Genomic DNA, 14,326 nt, shown 5'->3' with positions numbered 1-14,326 from the left:
TTCGAGCCGATCGGGGGGCGCCGGGTCATCGCGACCCGGCGTCCCCCGCCGGTGAATCACGTTCCGCTGATGATCTCCCACAGGCCCGAACGTCCGCCCGTGCTGGCCGCAGCGGCAACCCGCATGTCCCACGAACGCGCGGAGCCGAACTCGGATCGCCACGCCAGCGCACCCCGCGTGTACTCGTGCAGGCGGTGCTCGATCGTGGTCCCCATCGCGCCGTGCACCTGATGGGCGTTGCGTGTCACCACCAGCGATGCTTGTCCAGCGCAGGAGCGCGCAACAGCGATCTGGAAATCGAGACATGCTGCACGCCAGCTGCTGTCGATCGCCGTGTTCAGGGCCGCCTCGGTGGCGATGCGAGCCAGTGCAGCCTCGGCGGCGGCGTCGGCGATGAGATTCTGGATGGCCTGGAACTTCGCGAGCGGCCTGCCGAACTGAACCCGCGATGCCGCGTGCTCGATGGACAGAGCCACAGCATGATCGAGTGCCGCGCACACCTGCAAGGCTCGTACCATCGCAGATTTGCGGCCGACGACATCGGCCACTTCCGGCGGCACCGCGACGCCCCGCAGTGTCGAGACATCGACCGTCACGCGATCACGCGGCTCACCGATCCTGTTGGTGCCGTGGGTGATCTGTACATCTGCGGTGTCGATCTGGGCCAGTAGATGTCCTTCGTCTGCGCGCCACAGGACGGCTAGACGGTCCACCTCTGCCGCCCACGGTGCCAAGCCGGTCGACGAACCGGGGGCCAGCTGACAGAGAGTGTGAAGCACGGGAGCGGCGGGCCCCGACACCTCGTCGATCAGCCAGCAGGCGAGAAGATCGTGTTCAGCCAACGGCAGGTGAACGCCGTGACGAACAGCCGCGGTGATCAGCTCTGCCGCCTCGGCCCATCCTGCGCCACTCCCGCCGTCACGTTCGGCGCCTGTCAGGCGTACCAGACCCAGCGAATCGAGTTGCTGCCAGAAGTCGCGGTCGCAACGTCTGCGCGTGCCGGCGCCGACGGGCGCAGCCGTGGCGCGATAGTCGTCGAGCACACCGTTGATCATGGCAGCGAGCTCAGGATCCACTGCGGACGAAACATGTGTCACTGTATCGCTGCTCATCGCAACCCCAATCCACGCGCGATCACTCCGCGCATCACCTCGTTGGTCCCGCCACGCAGAGTGAAGCCTGGCCGTTGGTCGGCGGCGTTGACCACCAACGCTTCCCACGGCCGGTCGGATGGCGCGTCGTCACCGCAACCGTAGGCCGCGAAATCGGCGATATCGCCCTCGGTGGTGGTACCGAGAACCTTGACGACCGCAGCCGGGACGTCGGCGTTGTCGCCCCGCTGCAACGCATCGGCGATCGCGGTCGACATGTGGTGCAGCGCGCTGACGCGTGCCACCAGCTGTCCCCATGCGGCATCGGTACTCACCGGCGGTACGGCGGGGGAGTCGATGGCCGCGGCGAGCAGGGGAAAGGTGGACAGGAACCGTTCCGGTCCGCTGCGCTCGAAGCTGAGCTCCGAGGTCACCTGTTCCCAGCCGCTTCCGATCTCACCGAAGATCCGGGATTCGGGAACGAAGACGTCATCGAGGATGACCTCGTTGAAGTGATGGTTACCGTTCATCGACACGATCGGACGCACCTCGACCCCGGGACTGCGGAGGTCGACGATGAACTGGCTGAGGCCGGCGTGGCGGTGCGCCGGGTCCACCGGCGCTGTGCGGGCGAGCACGATGAAGGCGTGTGCGTGGTGCGCTCCGGAGGTCCACACCTTGGTGCCGGTGAGCGCCCAGCCGCCGTCGACCGGTACGGCGCGGGTGCGGACGCTGGCCAGATCCGATCCCGAGTCGGGTTCGCTCATCCCGATGGCGAAGAAACACTCTCCGGCCACGATCTGAGGCAGGAAGTGTGACTTCTGTTCCTCCGTACCGTATTTCAGCAGTGACGGCACGATCTGCCGGTCGGCGATCCAATGCGCGGCCACCGGTGCGCCGGCGGCCAGCAGCTCCTCGGTGACGACGAAGCGCTCACCGAACGTGCGGCCGTGCCCACCGTAGCGCTGGGGCACCGTCATTCCCAGCCACCCGCGTCGCGCCAGAGCCTTGGTGAACGCTTCATCCCACCCGCACAACCACGAGTCGACCGACGGGGTGAACGCGCCGGCGGCGAGCTGCTCGGCCACGAAGGCGCGGACCTCCACACGGAGCCTTTCGGCGGCCTCGTTTCCTGCAGGGGGGGCCAGGCGAAGCCGTGGAAACGTCATAAGGTCCTCCACTTCGCGATGCGATGGTCGTGTTCGGTGTCGTGATGAGCCAACGGCTGCATCGATGCGGCCATCGCCAGGGTGGATTCCAACGACCCGCTCACCGACTCCTGCAGCAACCGTTTTGCCATCCGCAGGGCGTGCGGCGGGTTGACGGCAATCCGATCAGCCAATGCCCTTGCTGCGGTGAGTAGTTCTTCGTGTGGGACGACGCGGCTGACCAAACCCCACTCCACGGCGGTGTCGGCGTCGATGCGTTCGCCGGTGAAAGTGAGTTCGGCGGCGCGGGCGTACCCGATGGCGCGGGGCAGGAACCAGGTGCCGCCGTCACCCGGGATCAGGCCCAGGGTGACAAAGCTCTCGGCGAACGATGCGCGATGTGAGGCGATCCGGATGTCACACATCATCGCCAGGTCGCAGCCCGCACCGATGGCCGCCCCGTTCACCGCGGCGATCAGCGGCACCTCGAGGCGGGCGAGCGCTCGCGGGATGCGTTGGATGCCGTCGATGTAGGCGCGGCGCTGATCGATCGGGGCGAGGCCGAACATGCCCTGACGGTCCGCCATCTCCTTGACGTTGCCGCCGGCGGAGAAGATCTTGCCGGCACCGGTGAGGATGACCGCACGAATGGCGTTGTCGCGGTTGGCCTCATCGACGAGCGTCTCGAACCCGGCGATGACGTCGGCCCCGGTGATGGCGTTGCCGACCTGCGGAACATCGATGGTCCACACCTGTACCGGCCCGTCGGTCTCGACACGCAGCGGGGTGCTCATCGGCGCCCGTTCAGTTCGGGGGACTGGGTCAGTTGGAGGGATTTGGTCTGCAGGTATTCCTCGAATCCGAATCGACCCAGTTCGCGGCCGATACCCGATTTCTTGTAGCCGCCGAAAGGTGCGCGCGGGTTGTAGGCACCGCCGTTGATGTCGAGCTGACCGGTTTGCACACCTCGAGCGAAGGCGATCGCGGTGTCGTCGTCAGCGGCCCACACCGCCCCTGACAACCCGTAGGGGGTCGCGTTGGCGATGCGCAGGGCGTCGTCGTGGTCGGTGTAGGGGATGACCGCCAGCACCGGGCCGAACACCTCTTCCTGGCCGAGTTCTGACTCGGGATCGACATCGGCGAACACGGTGGGAGCAAGGAAGAACCCGACGTCGCGTACCGGTTCGGCCCCCCCGACGAGGAGGCGCGCGCCGTCGCGTTGCGCCCGCTCGATGTACCCGCGGACCGTGTCGAACTGTGAACGTGAGGCCGACGGCCCGATGCGGGTAGCCGGATCCCACGGGTCGCCCACGGTGTAGCGGCCGACGGCGCTCTCCACGAGGTCAAGCGCCTCGTCGTAGCGGGACTGAGGAACCACCATCCGCGTCCAGGCCATGCAGGTCTGTCCGCCGTTGAGGAACGCGTTGCCGACCCCGACCTTCACCGCGGTGGCCAAATCGGCGCCGTCGAGAATGACGTTGGCCGACTTGCCACCCAGCTCCAGCGCCACCTTGGTGACCGACTGGCCGGCCAGCTCACCGACCCGCGCGCCCACCTCGGTGCTGCCGGTGAAGGACACGAAATCGACGTCGGGATGGCTGGCCATGCGCTCGCCGATCACCCGGCCGGGGCCAGAGACGACGTTGAGCACCCCCGGTGGAAGTCCGGCGTCCTGACAGGCCTCGACGAATTCGAAGACCGACAGGGGTGCGTCGTTGCTGGGCTTGAGCACCACGGTGCACCCGGCGGCGATCGCCGGGACCACCTTGGCGACCACCTGGTAGAGCGGATAGTTCCACGGGGTGATGGCCGCGACGACGCCGTACGGCTCCCGCAGTACCAGTGAATTGCCGATGCGCTCTTCGAATTCGAAGGTGTCCACGACGTCGGCGATGCCCTTGGCGACCGCCAGCGGCACCTGCGTCTGTACTGTCTGCGCGATGCGGACGGGCGCGCCCATTTCAGCGGTGATCAGTTCGGCGATGTCGGGCAGACGTTTCTCGAGAGCATCGATCACCCGGTGCAGGCGGTCGCGACGCTCGGCGATGGTGATGGTGGGGTCGAAGGCGCGACGGGCCGCGGCGACCGCCGCATCGACGTCCTCGGCAGTGCCGGCCGGGACATGGCCGATCACCCTCTCGGTGGCCGGATCGACGACGTCGATGACGCCGCCCCCGGCCGGTGTGACCCATTGGCCGTCGATGAACAGCAGGGGACGCTCGTAGGTGGGCATGGTCATCCTTCTGTCGGGTGGGGGACGATGCTGGCGCGGACGTCGCGCTTGCCGTCGGCAGCGGCGAATGCGTCGTTGATGTCGGCGAGCGGGTAGCACGCCGCGGCGAGCCGATGCAGCGGCAGCTGATCCTGATGGCGTTCCAGGAAGGTCAGGGCTCGAGACAGGACCGCCGGGTCGTAGAGCGACACCCCGACCATGGTCTTGTTCGAGAACACGAACCGGGACGGGTCGAAGGCGAAGGTCTGCCCGATGTTGATGTTGCCGATTTCGACGTAGCGGCCGAACTGGCCGAGCATCTGCAGGCCTTCGTCGATGGCAGCCGGGTGTCCGACGACTTCGACGACCACGTCGGCGCCGTGCCCGCCGGTGAGCTTGCGCACCGCCTTGGCGCGGTCCCGGGGCGTGGCGACCTCGTTGAGATCGATCACGGTATCCGCACCGAACGCGGCGGCCAGTTCAAGTCGCTCGGAAACGGCGTCGATGGCGATCACCTGCGCAGCGCCGCGCGCTTTGGCCACCGCGACGGCGTAGAGTCCGAGCGCGCCCGCACCCTGGACCACGACATGCTCGCCCAGCGTCATGTCGACGCGTTCCAGACCGTACATGACTTGTGACAGAGCGCAATTGGCGCCGGCGGCGATGTCGTCGCCGACGCTGTCGGGCACGGTGTAGATCACCGCACCGGCGGGCAGGAGGTAGTAGTCGGCGTACCCGCCGACGAAGTAGGGCGGCTCGTCGGCGCGGCCGAGCATGGCCATCGTCAGATTCAGGCAGGCGTTGCGGCGCCCGGCCAGGCAGTTGCGGCACGTATGGCAGCTGTAGAAGTACGGAAACACCACGCGGGCACCGGTGGTCAGGGGGACGCCGTTGGAGTCCGTGTGCACCCCGTCGCCGAGCGCTTCGATCGCGCCGACCATCTCGTGGCCGAGCACGGTGGGCAGCTGGCCGCCCAACCCTCTGGTGGCGAATGTGCCGTGCCAGGCGTGCACGTCGGAACCGCAGATGTTCGCGCGCAACACGCGGATGAGAACCTGCCCCGCACCGACTTCGGGCAGAGTGACGGTCTCGAGGGTGAAGGGTGTGCCGGGTTCGTCGAATCGGGCGATACGGCCGGTGTACACGCTGATGTGGCCTTTCAGTTGGTGGCGGGGTGGGGGGTGAACCGCTGCCGCAGATCGCGTTTGAGCAGTTTTCCACTGGGGTTCTTCGGCAGGGCATCGACGAAGAACACCTGTTTGGGTGTCTTGAAGCCGGCCAGGTGTTCGCGACAGTGTGCCACGACGTCGTCTTCGGTCAGCTCGCAGTCTGCGCGCGGGACGACCGCTGCGACGACCGCTTCCACCCACAGCGGATGCGGCAGCGCGAACACGGCCGCTTCCTGAATACCGTTGTGGCGGTAGAGCACCTCTTCGACCTCCCGGCTGGCGACGTTCTCTCCACCGGTCTTGATCATGTCCTTCTTGCGGTCCACCACGTGCAACAGCCCGTTTTCGTCGTAGAAGCCCAGGTCTCCGGAATGGAACCAGCCCCCGGAGAACGCCTGTGCCGTCTTCTCCGCGTCGTCGAGATATCCGAGCATCAGATGTGGACTGCGATGGGCGATCTCGCCGACGACACCGGCCGCCACCGGTGTGTCGGCCTCGTCCAGGATGACGGTTTCGACGTTAACCACGGGGCGTCCCGCCGCCCCGGCGTGGGCGTCCTGTTCGGCAGGGCCCAGAGCAGAGGCCAGTGGCGCCATCTCGGTTTGGCCGTAGAAGTTCCACAACCGCAATTGCGGGAGGCGATCGCGCATCTCGTTGATGATCTCGGTGGGCATCGGCGATGCGCCGTAGTAACCCTTGCGCAGGCTGGACAGGTCCACCTGGTCGAAAACCGGACTGCGCAGCAAGCTGATCCACACGGTGGGCGGCGCGAAGTAGTTCGTCACTCCGTAGCGCTCGATGGTGCGCAGCACCAGCTCGGGTTCGGGGCGCGGGAGGATGATGCTGGTCGCCCCGAGGTAGATGTCGGTGGCCAGGAAATTGTCCAGCTGCGCGCAGTGGTAGAGCGGCAGGGAGTGCACCTCGACGTCGTCTCCGGACATCGACCCGGCGACGATGGTGCTGATGTACTGCCACATCAGGCTCCGGCTGCTGTGCATCACGCCTTTGGGACGCGATTCGGTTCCGCTGGTGTACATGATCCGTACCAGCTGGTCGTCATCGAGGTGGCAATCCGGCGCCGCGCTGGAGGTGCGCAGCCAGTCGACGAAATCCGCCCAGTCCGGCGGGCACCCTTGTCCCGGGTGGACGAGTGCCGCGCGGCAGGCGAGAGTGCGGTCGGCCATGGCGTGCTCGGCGACGGACACGAGATCGCCTTCGACGATGAACCCGCGAGCGTTGCAGTGGCCGAGAATGTAGCTGATCTCCTCGGCGGTGAGCATGAAGTTGATCGGTACCAGCACGACGCCGGCGCGGGCAGTGGCGAACGCTAGGACAGCGTATTGCCAGCAGTTGCGCGACAGCAGGGCCAACCGGTCGCCGGGGCGTAGTCCGTTGTCACGCAGTGCGGCCGCGGCCCGGTCCACCCAATACTCGAAATCAGCGAAGGACAGCACGACGTCACCGTCGATGATCGCGGTCTTGTCGGGCTGCTTACGCGCCGAGCGACGGGGGATGTCGGAAAGGCTGTGGCTGCGGGCTCTGGCGATGACGGCGGCGAGGTCGTCGTGGTGCATGGGCTGCAGCGTGGCACGAGAGGGCGTACTGCGGTGGTTCGTCTCCCGCTCAGTAGACAGACCTGCACCACCGAGGCGTCACCGCTTCGATACTCACAACCATGACCGCCACCACGGAATCATCCTCACCGGCTGACAGCGCAACGGTTCCCGACGTCCTGCGTGCCCACTTGTTGCAGGCCGATCCCGGTGTGCTGGTAGCGGTCCTGGCGCAGATGACCGGCGACGCGACCGTGATCGAGAGGTACGCCGCCAAGATCTCCTACGTTCCCGACCCACCCGAGCGGGCCGGCCACACTGATCCGCAGACCGCGGAGGCGTTGGCCGACAACATCATCGCCGCCTTGGGCGCCGAACGGCCGGCCGACGCCCCGGCCCCGGACGACCGTGAGTTCTTCGCCCGGCTGTTGCCGGTGGCCCTGGGCAGCGAGGTGGACGACGAGCAGGTCGACCTGTTGCTCGAGCAAGGTGGTTTCCGGCCGTCGGCCCCCACCCTCCCGCGTACTGTTCCGATCCCGACGACCACCAGCGTCGCGATCGTCGGCGCCGGATTGGCCGGCATCGCGGTCGCTCTGGCCGCTGCCGAGGAAGGCGTCGCCTTCACCGTGTACGACCGCAACGACGAAGTGGGTGGCACCTGGCTGACCACCACCTACCCCGGTATCGGTGTGGACACCCCGTCGGCCTACTACTCGCTCTCGCGTGAGGTCAACCCCGAGTGGTCGAACTACTACCCGCAGGGCGCGGAGTACCAGAAGTATCTGGTCGCGCTCGCCGACAAGCACGACCTGCGCCGAAACATCCGGTTCGGCACCGAGGTGGAAGCCCTGCATTGGGATGAGCAGCAACAGCACTGGGAGATCCACATCCGCCGCGCCGACGGCACGGTGGATGTGGATCACGCTCGGGTGGTCGTCACCGCAGCCGGCTACCTGAACCGCCCCCGGTTCCCGGACATCACGGGGCGAGAAACGTTCGACGGCATCAGCATTCACTCCGCCCAATGGGATTCCGATCTGGACCTGACGGGAAAGAAGGTGGCGATCATCGGCGCGGGCTGCACGGCGGTGCAGATCGTCGATGCGTGTGTCGACGAGGTCGAGCATCTGACGGTGTTTCAGCGCCAACCGCACTGGGTGGCGCCGCGCAAGCGGCTCTCCGACGACGTCCCAGAACACCGCCGTCATCTCGGCCGGGTGCTGCCCTACTACGCGATGTGGCACCGGGTGAAGTCCTATTGGGGCACCGCCGACAACAACTACCCGATCATCTTGCGGGACCCTGAGTGGTCCAAGACCCACCTCTCCATCAACCCGACCAACGATGTGCTGCTGAAGATGTGCATGGACTACATCGAGCAGACCTTCGGCGCCGACAGTGAACTGGCCCGCAAGGTCACTCCGGACTTCGCGCCCTACGGTAAGCGCATCATCCGCGACCCGGGCGGCTACTACGCCGCGCTGACCCGCGACCATGTCGATGTCGAGGCCAGCGAGCCTGCGCAGATCAACGCCGCGGGGATCGTCACCGCCGACGGCCGCCAGATCGACCTCGACGTGATCATCTACGCGACCGGCTATCACCTGGATTTCCTGTCCACGATGGACATCCGCGGTCGCGACGGCAAGACCCTGGCCGGGGAGTGGGGCGACAGCCCTCGCGCATACCGCGGCGGGACCGTGCCGGGATTCCCGAACCTGTTCATCACCTCCGCGCCCAACTACAGTCCCGGACACGGCGCCGGCGCCAACTTCTCGATGGAGGTGCTGGCGCACTACATCATCGAATGCCTGCAGCTGATGGCTCTGCGCGGAGCGACCTCGATGGAGGTCACCGAGAGTGCGTTCTCCGACTACGTGGCCGGCGTGGATGCAGCGATGCAGAACACCGTGTGGTGTCACACGCCCAATGCCCACACCTACTACCGGTCGCCCTCCGGCCGCGTCGTCGTCGCCACCCCCTTCCGGTTGGTCGATCTGTGGCAGCAGCACCGCGCCCCCGTCGAATCGGACTTCGTTCTGCGATGACCGGATTACTCACGGGCAAGACGGCTCTGGTGACGGGAAGTAGTCGCGGCATCGGGCGGGCCATCGCGCAGCGACTGGCCGCCGAGGGCGCCACCGTCGCGGTCACGGCGCGCTCGTATGAGCCCTCACTGTCGGTGCGGGCCGGCGCGAGCGAAGCGATCCCCGGCACCATCGACGAGACCATCGCGCTCATCGCGGCGGCGGGCGGATCGGCCTTCGGGGTCGCCGCCGATCTGGAGGACGACGCTGCGCGCGCCGGGCTCATCCAGTCGGTGGTCGACCGCGCGGGTGGCATCGACATCCTGGTCAACAACGCAGGCTTCGCTGATTACGCGCTCGTGGAGGACATGCCGCGGGCGACGTTCGACCGCACCGTGGCCCATTACCTCACCACGCCGTTCACGTTGACCCAGGCGGTGATCCCGCATATGCGCAACCGGGGTGCGGGGTGGATCGTCAACATCGGCTCGGTCACCGGCGTCGCGCCGCTGCGGCCCTACCGGGAGTACAACAAGACGGCGGGCGACGTGATCTACGCGTCGTGCAAAGCGGCGTTGCATCGCTTCACTCAGGGCGTCGCCGCCGAGTTGCTCGACGACAACATCGCGGTGAATTGCGTGGGTCCCTCCACGGCGGTGCGCACTCCTGGCGCGGCATCATTGATTCCGGACAGCTTCCCCACCGAACCGGTGGAGTATCTGGCCGAGACGGTGCTGGCCATGTGTCACCTACCGGCTCAAACCCGCACCGGGCTGGTCGCTTTCAGCCTCCATTACCCGTGGGCGCAGAATCTGCCGGTGCACACGCTGGACGGGCATACCGTGCTGCCGCCTCTCGAGCCTCCGGCGACAGCCAATCCGAACATCCTGCCCGCCGGCATCTAGGACTCTCCTAGAGCACGGGGGCGACCAGATCGCAGAAGCTGTGGCACACCCGATCCCGGACGATCACGTCGGTGGTCTCGGGATCGAACCACCGGTCCACGACCGCCCAGTGGACGGGGTGCATCAGATAAGGGCCCATCAGTCCGTCGACGTCGGTGAACTCCTGCTCGAACACATGCGTCCACCCCGTGGCTCCGATTGCCTCGTCCACCCGACTGAGTTGCCAGGCGGCGATCGTCGGAACGTAGGCCGCCATCATCGCCAGTTCGCGTTCGAAGTCGGCCACCGTCGTTGGATCGGCCTCGGGTGACACGCGCAGCAGCAGAGCCCGGTACACGGTGCCGGCTGAGCTGCGCACTGCGCTGCCGCGGTACGTGGCGCCATTGACACGCGAGATGGCAGGGTCCGACAGTGCCGCATCGACATCGCTGTCGGCCGCGGCCTGCGGATCGTCGAATCTCAAGTGCAGCAGGATGTCACCACCGTTGCGTGACCCCGGCAGGGTCGGGGCGACCACGCTTCGGACGGCCCCGCTGCGCGCTGCCGCAGCTTGAAGGTCAGCGAGTACTCGCTCGCGGTCCGGCTCGGCGACGTCGATCAACCGGGTCATCGCCACGGTCGACGTGGCGGCCACATCGGCAGGGGGGACCGCGGTGGCGGGTGGCGCCTCGACGTCGGTGACGGCGGTGGCGACGCTGCGGGTGCGGTCGACGACGAGATCCGCCACGGTGGACCACCACTGAGCGAGTGTCGGGTCGGGTCGACCCTGCCACGTCATCTGCCACCAGGCCAGGGGACTGGGCAGGGCCCAGGTGATGGTGACGGCGTTGGTGCGGTCGGGAAACCAGATCGGTGGGCTCACGAGCACGTCACGCAGGGTCATCCCGCGCTCGCGCGCGCCGGGGGCATAACCGGTGAGGTAGGCGTCGATGAACTCGCGGGCGCGGCCCGGGGCAGTGATCACCCGGTCGACGACGAAGACCTCACTCATGGCGCGAGGCTACGTTCGCCTCCTGCGTCGACGTGATGGCCTTCCCGGCTGCCGGGAGGCCCCTGTTGACCGCCGATTCGACCGACGCGATGGTGATTCGATGAGCGATCCGTTCAGTCCTGCCCGGCTAGGACCGGTGACGCTGCGTAACCGTGTCATCAAAGCGGCCACCTCGGAGGGCCGGTCACCCGACGGTCAGGTGACCGACGACCTGATCGACTTCCATCGCGCTTTCGCCGAGGGCGGTGTCGGCATGACGACCGTCGCGTACTGCTGTGTGTCTCCCCAGGCGGCCAGCGCGCCAGGCCAGATCGTGATGAGCGCGGCCGCGCTGCCGGGTCTGCGCAAGCTGACCGACGCGGTGCACGACGCCGGCGCGGCGATCTCGGCGCAACTCGGCCATGCCGGGGTGGTGGCGCCCCGCAAGCTCACCGGGGTGACTGCTGTGGCGCCCAGCAGATTCGTCAACCCGACGTCGATGGCGTATTGCCGTGCCATCACCGTCGAAGAGATCCGAACTGTCATCGCACAATTCGGCACGGCCGCCCAGGTAGCCGTGGATGCGGGCTTCGATGCGGTGGAGCTGCATTTCGGGCACCTGTATCTGCCCAGCTCCTTCCTCAGTCCGTTGATCAACCGGCGAAAGGACGGCTACGGCGGGTCGATCGACAATCGCTCACGGTTGGTGCGTGAGATCGCCGAGCATGTCCGCGCGGTGGTCGGCGATCAGATCGCGGTGATCGCCAAGCTCGACATGGATGACGGAGTGCCCGGCAGCATCTGGATCGATGAGGCCCTGCGAACCGCGCAACTGCTCGACGCCGACGCCACCCTCGATGCGCTGGAGTTGACGCAGGGCTCGTCGGTCTACAAGCCGATGTATCTCTTTCGCGGGGACACGCCGGTGAAGGAGTTCGCGCGGGTGATGCCCCGTGCGCTGCGTCCGGCGATACGGGTGGTGGGCAAGCAGGCGATGGGCGACTATCCCTACCACGATCTCTACATGCTCGACGCGGCACGCCAATTCGTGCCGCTGATGGCCAACACGAAGCTGATTCTGCTCGGTGGCATCACCGAACGCGCCCACCTGATGACCGGCATGGCCGAAGGATTCGACTTCTTCGCCATCGGGCGGGCGCTCCTGCGCGAACCCGACCGGGTGAGGACGATGATGGCCGAGCCGGCGTCACGCAGCCGCTGCAACCACAACAACAAGTGCATGGTGACGGTGTTCGAGCGGACGCACTGCGTGCTCGACCCCGACCAGCGCTACGGTCCGGTGGCGTCCGGGCAGGACGCGCCGACGACGGCGTCGCTACCGGTCGAGCACCTGCCGTAAGGCCTCGCCGGCTTCGCGGCGGGCCTCGTGGGCGATGTCGAGCATCGGCATCGTCATGAAGCCGTGGATGCCGCCCTCGTACAGGCAGCGGGTCACCGGCACGCCTGCCGCCGACAACGCATCGGCGTATGCACAGCCCTCGTCTCGCAGCGGGTCGTGACCGGCGAGCACCACCACTGCCGGCGGAAGGTCTGCGAGGTCGGCGCCCAGCGGACTCGCATAGGCGTGGGAGCGGTCACCGACGGTCGGCACGTATTGGTCCCAGTACCACTGCAGGGCGGGGCGGGGGTTGTAGTAGCCGGTTCCGAACGCCCGGTAGGAGGGCGTGTCGAAATCGGCCGCGATCACCGGATAGAGCAGCAGCTGCGCAGCGAGGTCCGGGCCTCGACGGTCACGGGCCATCAGCGCTGTCACTGCGGCGAGGTTGCCGCCGGCGCTGTCACCACCGACGGCCACGCGGGCGGCGTCGGCGCCGAAGTCGGCGGCATGGTCGACCGCCCACTCGATGGCGGTGTACAGATCCTCGGCGGCCGTCGGCCAACGGTGCTCGGGTGCCAGTCGATAGTCGACCGAAACCACCACCGCGCCAACGCTGTTGGCCAAGTTGCGGCACAGCCCGTCGTGACTCTCGAGATCGCAGAACACGAACCCGCCGCCGTGGGCGTAGACCAGCAGCGGCAATGGCCCCGCCGCGTCGGGTCGGTAGACGCGGACAGCGACGCTGCCGCCGTCGACGGCCATGTCATGGTTCTCCACCAGGGCGACCGGTTCGGGTGCCGGGTTGGGTACGAACCGGGCGCGGATCGCGGCGCGCGCCTGCGCCCCGGTCATCTCGTGCACCGGTGGGAACCCCGAATCGAGTCCCTCGATGATGGCAGCGACCTGCGAATCGAGTCTCACGCCGGCAACAGGGTGGCGTGGCGCGTCTCCATCGGCCGTGGCGCGGGTCCGCCCCGCAGCGGGCGAAGCGGCTGCAGAGTGGGCGCGACGCGGTCGGGCCCGTCTTCGGCATTGCGCCAGATCCCCATCGCGGTCATGCGCACCGGTGCCGCCATGCGGTGGTCGAAGGTCATCCGCGAGATCGGGCCGCACACCGACACCGCCGCCACAGCCTGACCGGCAGGGCCGATCGGCGCGGCGACGCACCCGAAGCCGACCAGGGACTCCTCGCGCTCCACGGCGACCCCATGGGCACGCACTCGGGCCAGTTCGGCGCTCCACTGGGCGGCGTTGGCGATGGAGTAGCGGGTCTTGCGGGTCGACAGATCGACGAGCGCGTTCTCGTTGTCGGCGAGGATGGCCTTCCCGACGGCCGTACAGTGCGCCGGTTGGCGTCCCCCGACCCGGGTCGGGATGGCCGCCGCCATCTGGTCGCCGATCTTCTCCAGGTACACCACGTCAGAGCCGTCGAGCACGGCGAGGTGCACCACGAGGCCGGTGGCCCGATGCAGATCGCGCAGCAGTGGGATTGCGGCACGATGGATGCGGTCCTGATGCAGCGCCAGCGAGCCCAATTCGACCAGCCGCATGCCCAATTCGTAGTCACGGCCGTCGCGGCGCAGCCAGCGAAGCGCGACCAGGCGTTCGAGCATGCGGTGTGCGGAGGAACGGGGTAGGCCCGTGCGGCGCACGATCTGCGCCAGGGTGAGCCGTCCCGGTCCGTCGAAGGCGTCGAGAACCAGGGAGATCCGGTCGATGACCGCGCTGGGTGTTTCGTTCGTCTTGTCCACAGCCTTCTCGACCGTAACCGTCACGATGCGCTCCTCCGTGCTCCACACATACCGCTGAGGCATATGCCTATTAGTAATATGCCTCTTTGTAGCACAGGGCTGTGGGCGCTGTCACATGAATCGCGTGACGGCGTGTTTCGGTAAAGGTGTCTGACGGGGCC

At 67.3% G+C, this 14,326-nt stretch carries 12 protein-coding genes; 3 read left to right on the top strand and 9 right to left on the bottom strand.

Features of this window, described 5'->3' with window-relative positions; translation table 11 throughout:
- Positions 1 to 56: 56 nt before the first annotated feature.
- The 6 genes from MHN84_RS00780 to MHN84_RS00755 are packed head-to-tail and all read right to left on the bottom strand — an operon-like array spanning position 57 to position 7,194.
- Positions 57 to 1,112, bottom strand: coding sequence for an acyl-CoA dehydrogenase family protein (locus tag MHN84_RS00780; RefSeq protein WP_241202735.1), 1,056 nt, complete (start codon positions 1,110 to 1,112; stop codon positions 57 to 59).
- Positions 1,109 to 2,260 (bottom strand): acyl-CoA dehydrogenase family protein, encoded by a 1,152-nt coding sequence (locus MHN84_RS00775; protein ID WP_241202734.1) that lies wholly within the window; start codon positions 2,258 to 2,260, stop codon positions 1,109 to 1,111. Before MHN84_RS00775 ends, MHN84_RS00780 begins: the two co-directional genes overlap by 4 nt.
- Entirely contained in the window at positions 2,257 to 3,033 is a 777-nt protein-coding gene (locus MHN84_RS00770; RefSeq protein WP_241202733.1) for a crotonase/enoyl-CoA hydratase family protein, read from the bottom strand. The genes MHN84_RS00775 and MHN84_RS00770 overlap by 4 nt, the downstream gene beginning before the upstream one ends.
- Positions 3,030 to 4,472 carry an aldehyde dehydrogenase family protein gene (locus MHN84_RS00765; RefSeq protein ID WP_374238288.1) on the bottom strand — a complete coding sequence of 481 codons (1,443 nt, stop codon included), beginning with the start codon at positions 4,470 to 4,472 and terminating at the stop codon, positions 3,030 to 3,032. The genes MHN84_RS00770 and MHN84_RS00765 overlap by 4 nt, the downstream gene beginning before the upstream one ends.
- Before the next feature lie 2 nt (positions 4,473 to 4,474).
- On the bottom strand, positions 4,475 to 5,596 hold the full coding sequence (locus tag MHN84_RS00760) for a zinc-binding dehydrogenase (RefSeq protein WP_241202731.1): 1,122 nt from the start codon (positions 5,594 to 5,596) through the stop codon (positions 4,475 to 4,477).
- A 14-nt stretch (positions 5,597 to 5,610) separates the two neighbouring features.
- On the bottom strand, positions 5,611 to 7,194 hold the full coding sequence (locus MHN84_RS00755; protein WP_241202730.1) for an acyl-CoA synthetase: 1,584 nt from the start codon (positions 7,192 to 7,194) through the stop codon (positions 5,611 to 5,613).
- Between the two features lie 101 nt (positions 7,195 to 7,295).
- On the opposite strand from MHN84_RS00755, the gene MHN84_RS00750 reads away from it, so the two are divergent.
- Together MHN84_RS00750 and MHN84_RS00745 are read left to right on the top strand one after the other, a co-directional pair.
- On the top strand, positions 7,296 to 9,221 hold the full coding sequence (locus MHN84_RS00750) for an NAD(P)/FAD-dependent oxidoreductase (RefSeq protein ID WP_241202729.1): 1,926 nt from the start codon (positions 7,296 to 7,298) through the stop codon (positions 9,219 to 9,221).
- A complete protein-coding gene (locus MHN84_RS00745; RefSeq protein WP_241202728.1) occupies positions 9,218 to 10,105 on the top strand; it encodes an SDR family NAD(P)-dependent oxidoreductase in 888 nt (295 codons plus the stop codon). The genes MHN84_RS00750 and MHN84_RS00745 overlap by 4 nt, the downstream gene beginning before the upstream one ends.
- Positions 10,106 to 10,112: 7 nt before the next feature.
- Here the strand turns inward: MHN84_RS00745 and MHN84_RS29845 are convergent, their stop codons facing one another.
- Positions 10,113 to 10,715, bottom strand: coding sequence for a Dabb family protein (locus MHN84_RS29845; protein ID WP_308192904.1), 603 nt, complete (start codon positions 10,713 to 10,715; stop codon positions 10,113 to 10,115).
- A gap of 481 nt (positions 10,716 to 11,196) precedes the next feature.
- On the opposite strand from MHN84_RS29845, the gene MHN84_RS00735 reads away from it, so the two are divergent.
- The gene (locus MHN84_RS00735) at positions 11,197 to 12,435 is read left to right on the top strand and encodes an NADH:flavin oxidoreductase (protein ID WP_241202726.1); all 1,239 of its coding nucleotides are present in this window, start codon (positions 11,197 to 11,199) and stop codon (positions 12,433 to 12,435) included.
- Here MHN84_RS00735 and MHN84_RS00730 read toward each other — a convergent pair.
- On the bottom strand, positions 12,412 to 13,335 hold the full coding sequence (locus MHN84_RS00730; protein ID WP_241202725.1) for an alpha/beta hydrolase: 924 nt from the start codon (positions 13,333 to 13,335) through the stop codon (positions 12,412 to 12,414). The two genes, MHN84_RS00735 and MHN84_RS00730, sit on opposite strands and share 24 nt — an antisense overlap.
- Positions 13,332 to 14,228: an IclR family transcriptional regulator gene (locus tag MHN84_RS00725; protein WP_255729727.1), complete on the bottom strand. Its 897-nt coding sequence runs from the start codon at positions 14,226 to 14,228 to the stop codon at positions 13,332 to 13,334. Before MHN84_RS00725 ends, MHN84_RS00730 begins: the two co-directional genes overlap by 4 nt.
- Positions 14,229 to 14,326 lie beyond the last annotated feature (98 nt).

Source organism: Mycobacterium sp. PSTR-4-N (assembly GCF_022348085.1).
Taxonomy (GTDB): domain Bacteria; phylum Actinomycetota; class Actinomycetes; order Mycobacteriales; family Mycobacteriaceae; genus Mycobacterium.
Note: the sequence above shows the minus strand (reverse complement) of the source record. Positions and strands in the feature narration are given on the sequence as shown.

Coding starts and splice junctions, on each gene's coding strand:
- MHN84_RS00745 (WP_241202728.1), top strand. CDS start 9,218: ATGACCGGATTACTCACGGGCAAGACGGCTCTGGTGACGGGAAGTAGT.
- MHN84_RS00780 (WP_241202735.1), bottom strand. CDS start 1,112: ATGAGCAGCGATACAGTGACACATGTTTCGTCCGCAGTGGATCCTGAG.
- MHN84_RS00765 (WP_374238288.1), bottom strand. CDS start 4,472: ATGCCCACCTACGAGCGTCCCCTGCTGTTCATCGACGGCCAATGGGTC.
- MHN84_RS00775 (WP_241202734.1), bottom strand. CDS start 2,260: ATGACGTTTCCACGGCTTCGCCTGGCCCCCCCTGCAGGAAACGAGGCC.
- MHN84_RS00750 (WP_241202729.1), top strand. CDS start 7,296: ATGACCGCCACCACGGAATCATCCTCACCGGCTGACAGCGCAACGGTT.
- MHN84_RS00770 (WP_241202733.1), bottom strand. CDS start 3,033: ATGAGCACCCCGCTGCGTGTCGAGACCGACGGGCCGGTACAGGTGTGG.
- MHN84_RS29845 (WP_308192904.1), bottom strand. CDS start 10,715: ATGACCCGGTTGATCGACGTCGCCGAGCCGGACCGCGAGCGAGTACTC.
- MHN84_RS00755 (WP_241202730.1), bottom strand. CDS start 7,194: ATGCACCACGACGACCTCGCCGCCGTCATCGCCAGAGCCCGCAGCCAC.
- MHN84_RS00735 (WP_241202726.1), top strand. CDS start 11,197: ATGAGCGATCCGTTCAGTCCTGCCCGGCTAGGACCGGTGACGCTGCGT.
- MHN84_RS00725 (WP_255729727.1), bottom strand. CDS start 14,228: ATGCCTCAGCGGTATGTGTGGAGCACGGAGGAGCGCATCGTGACGGTT.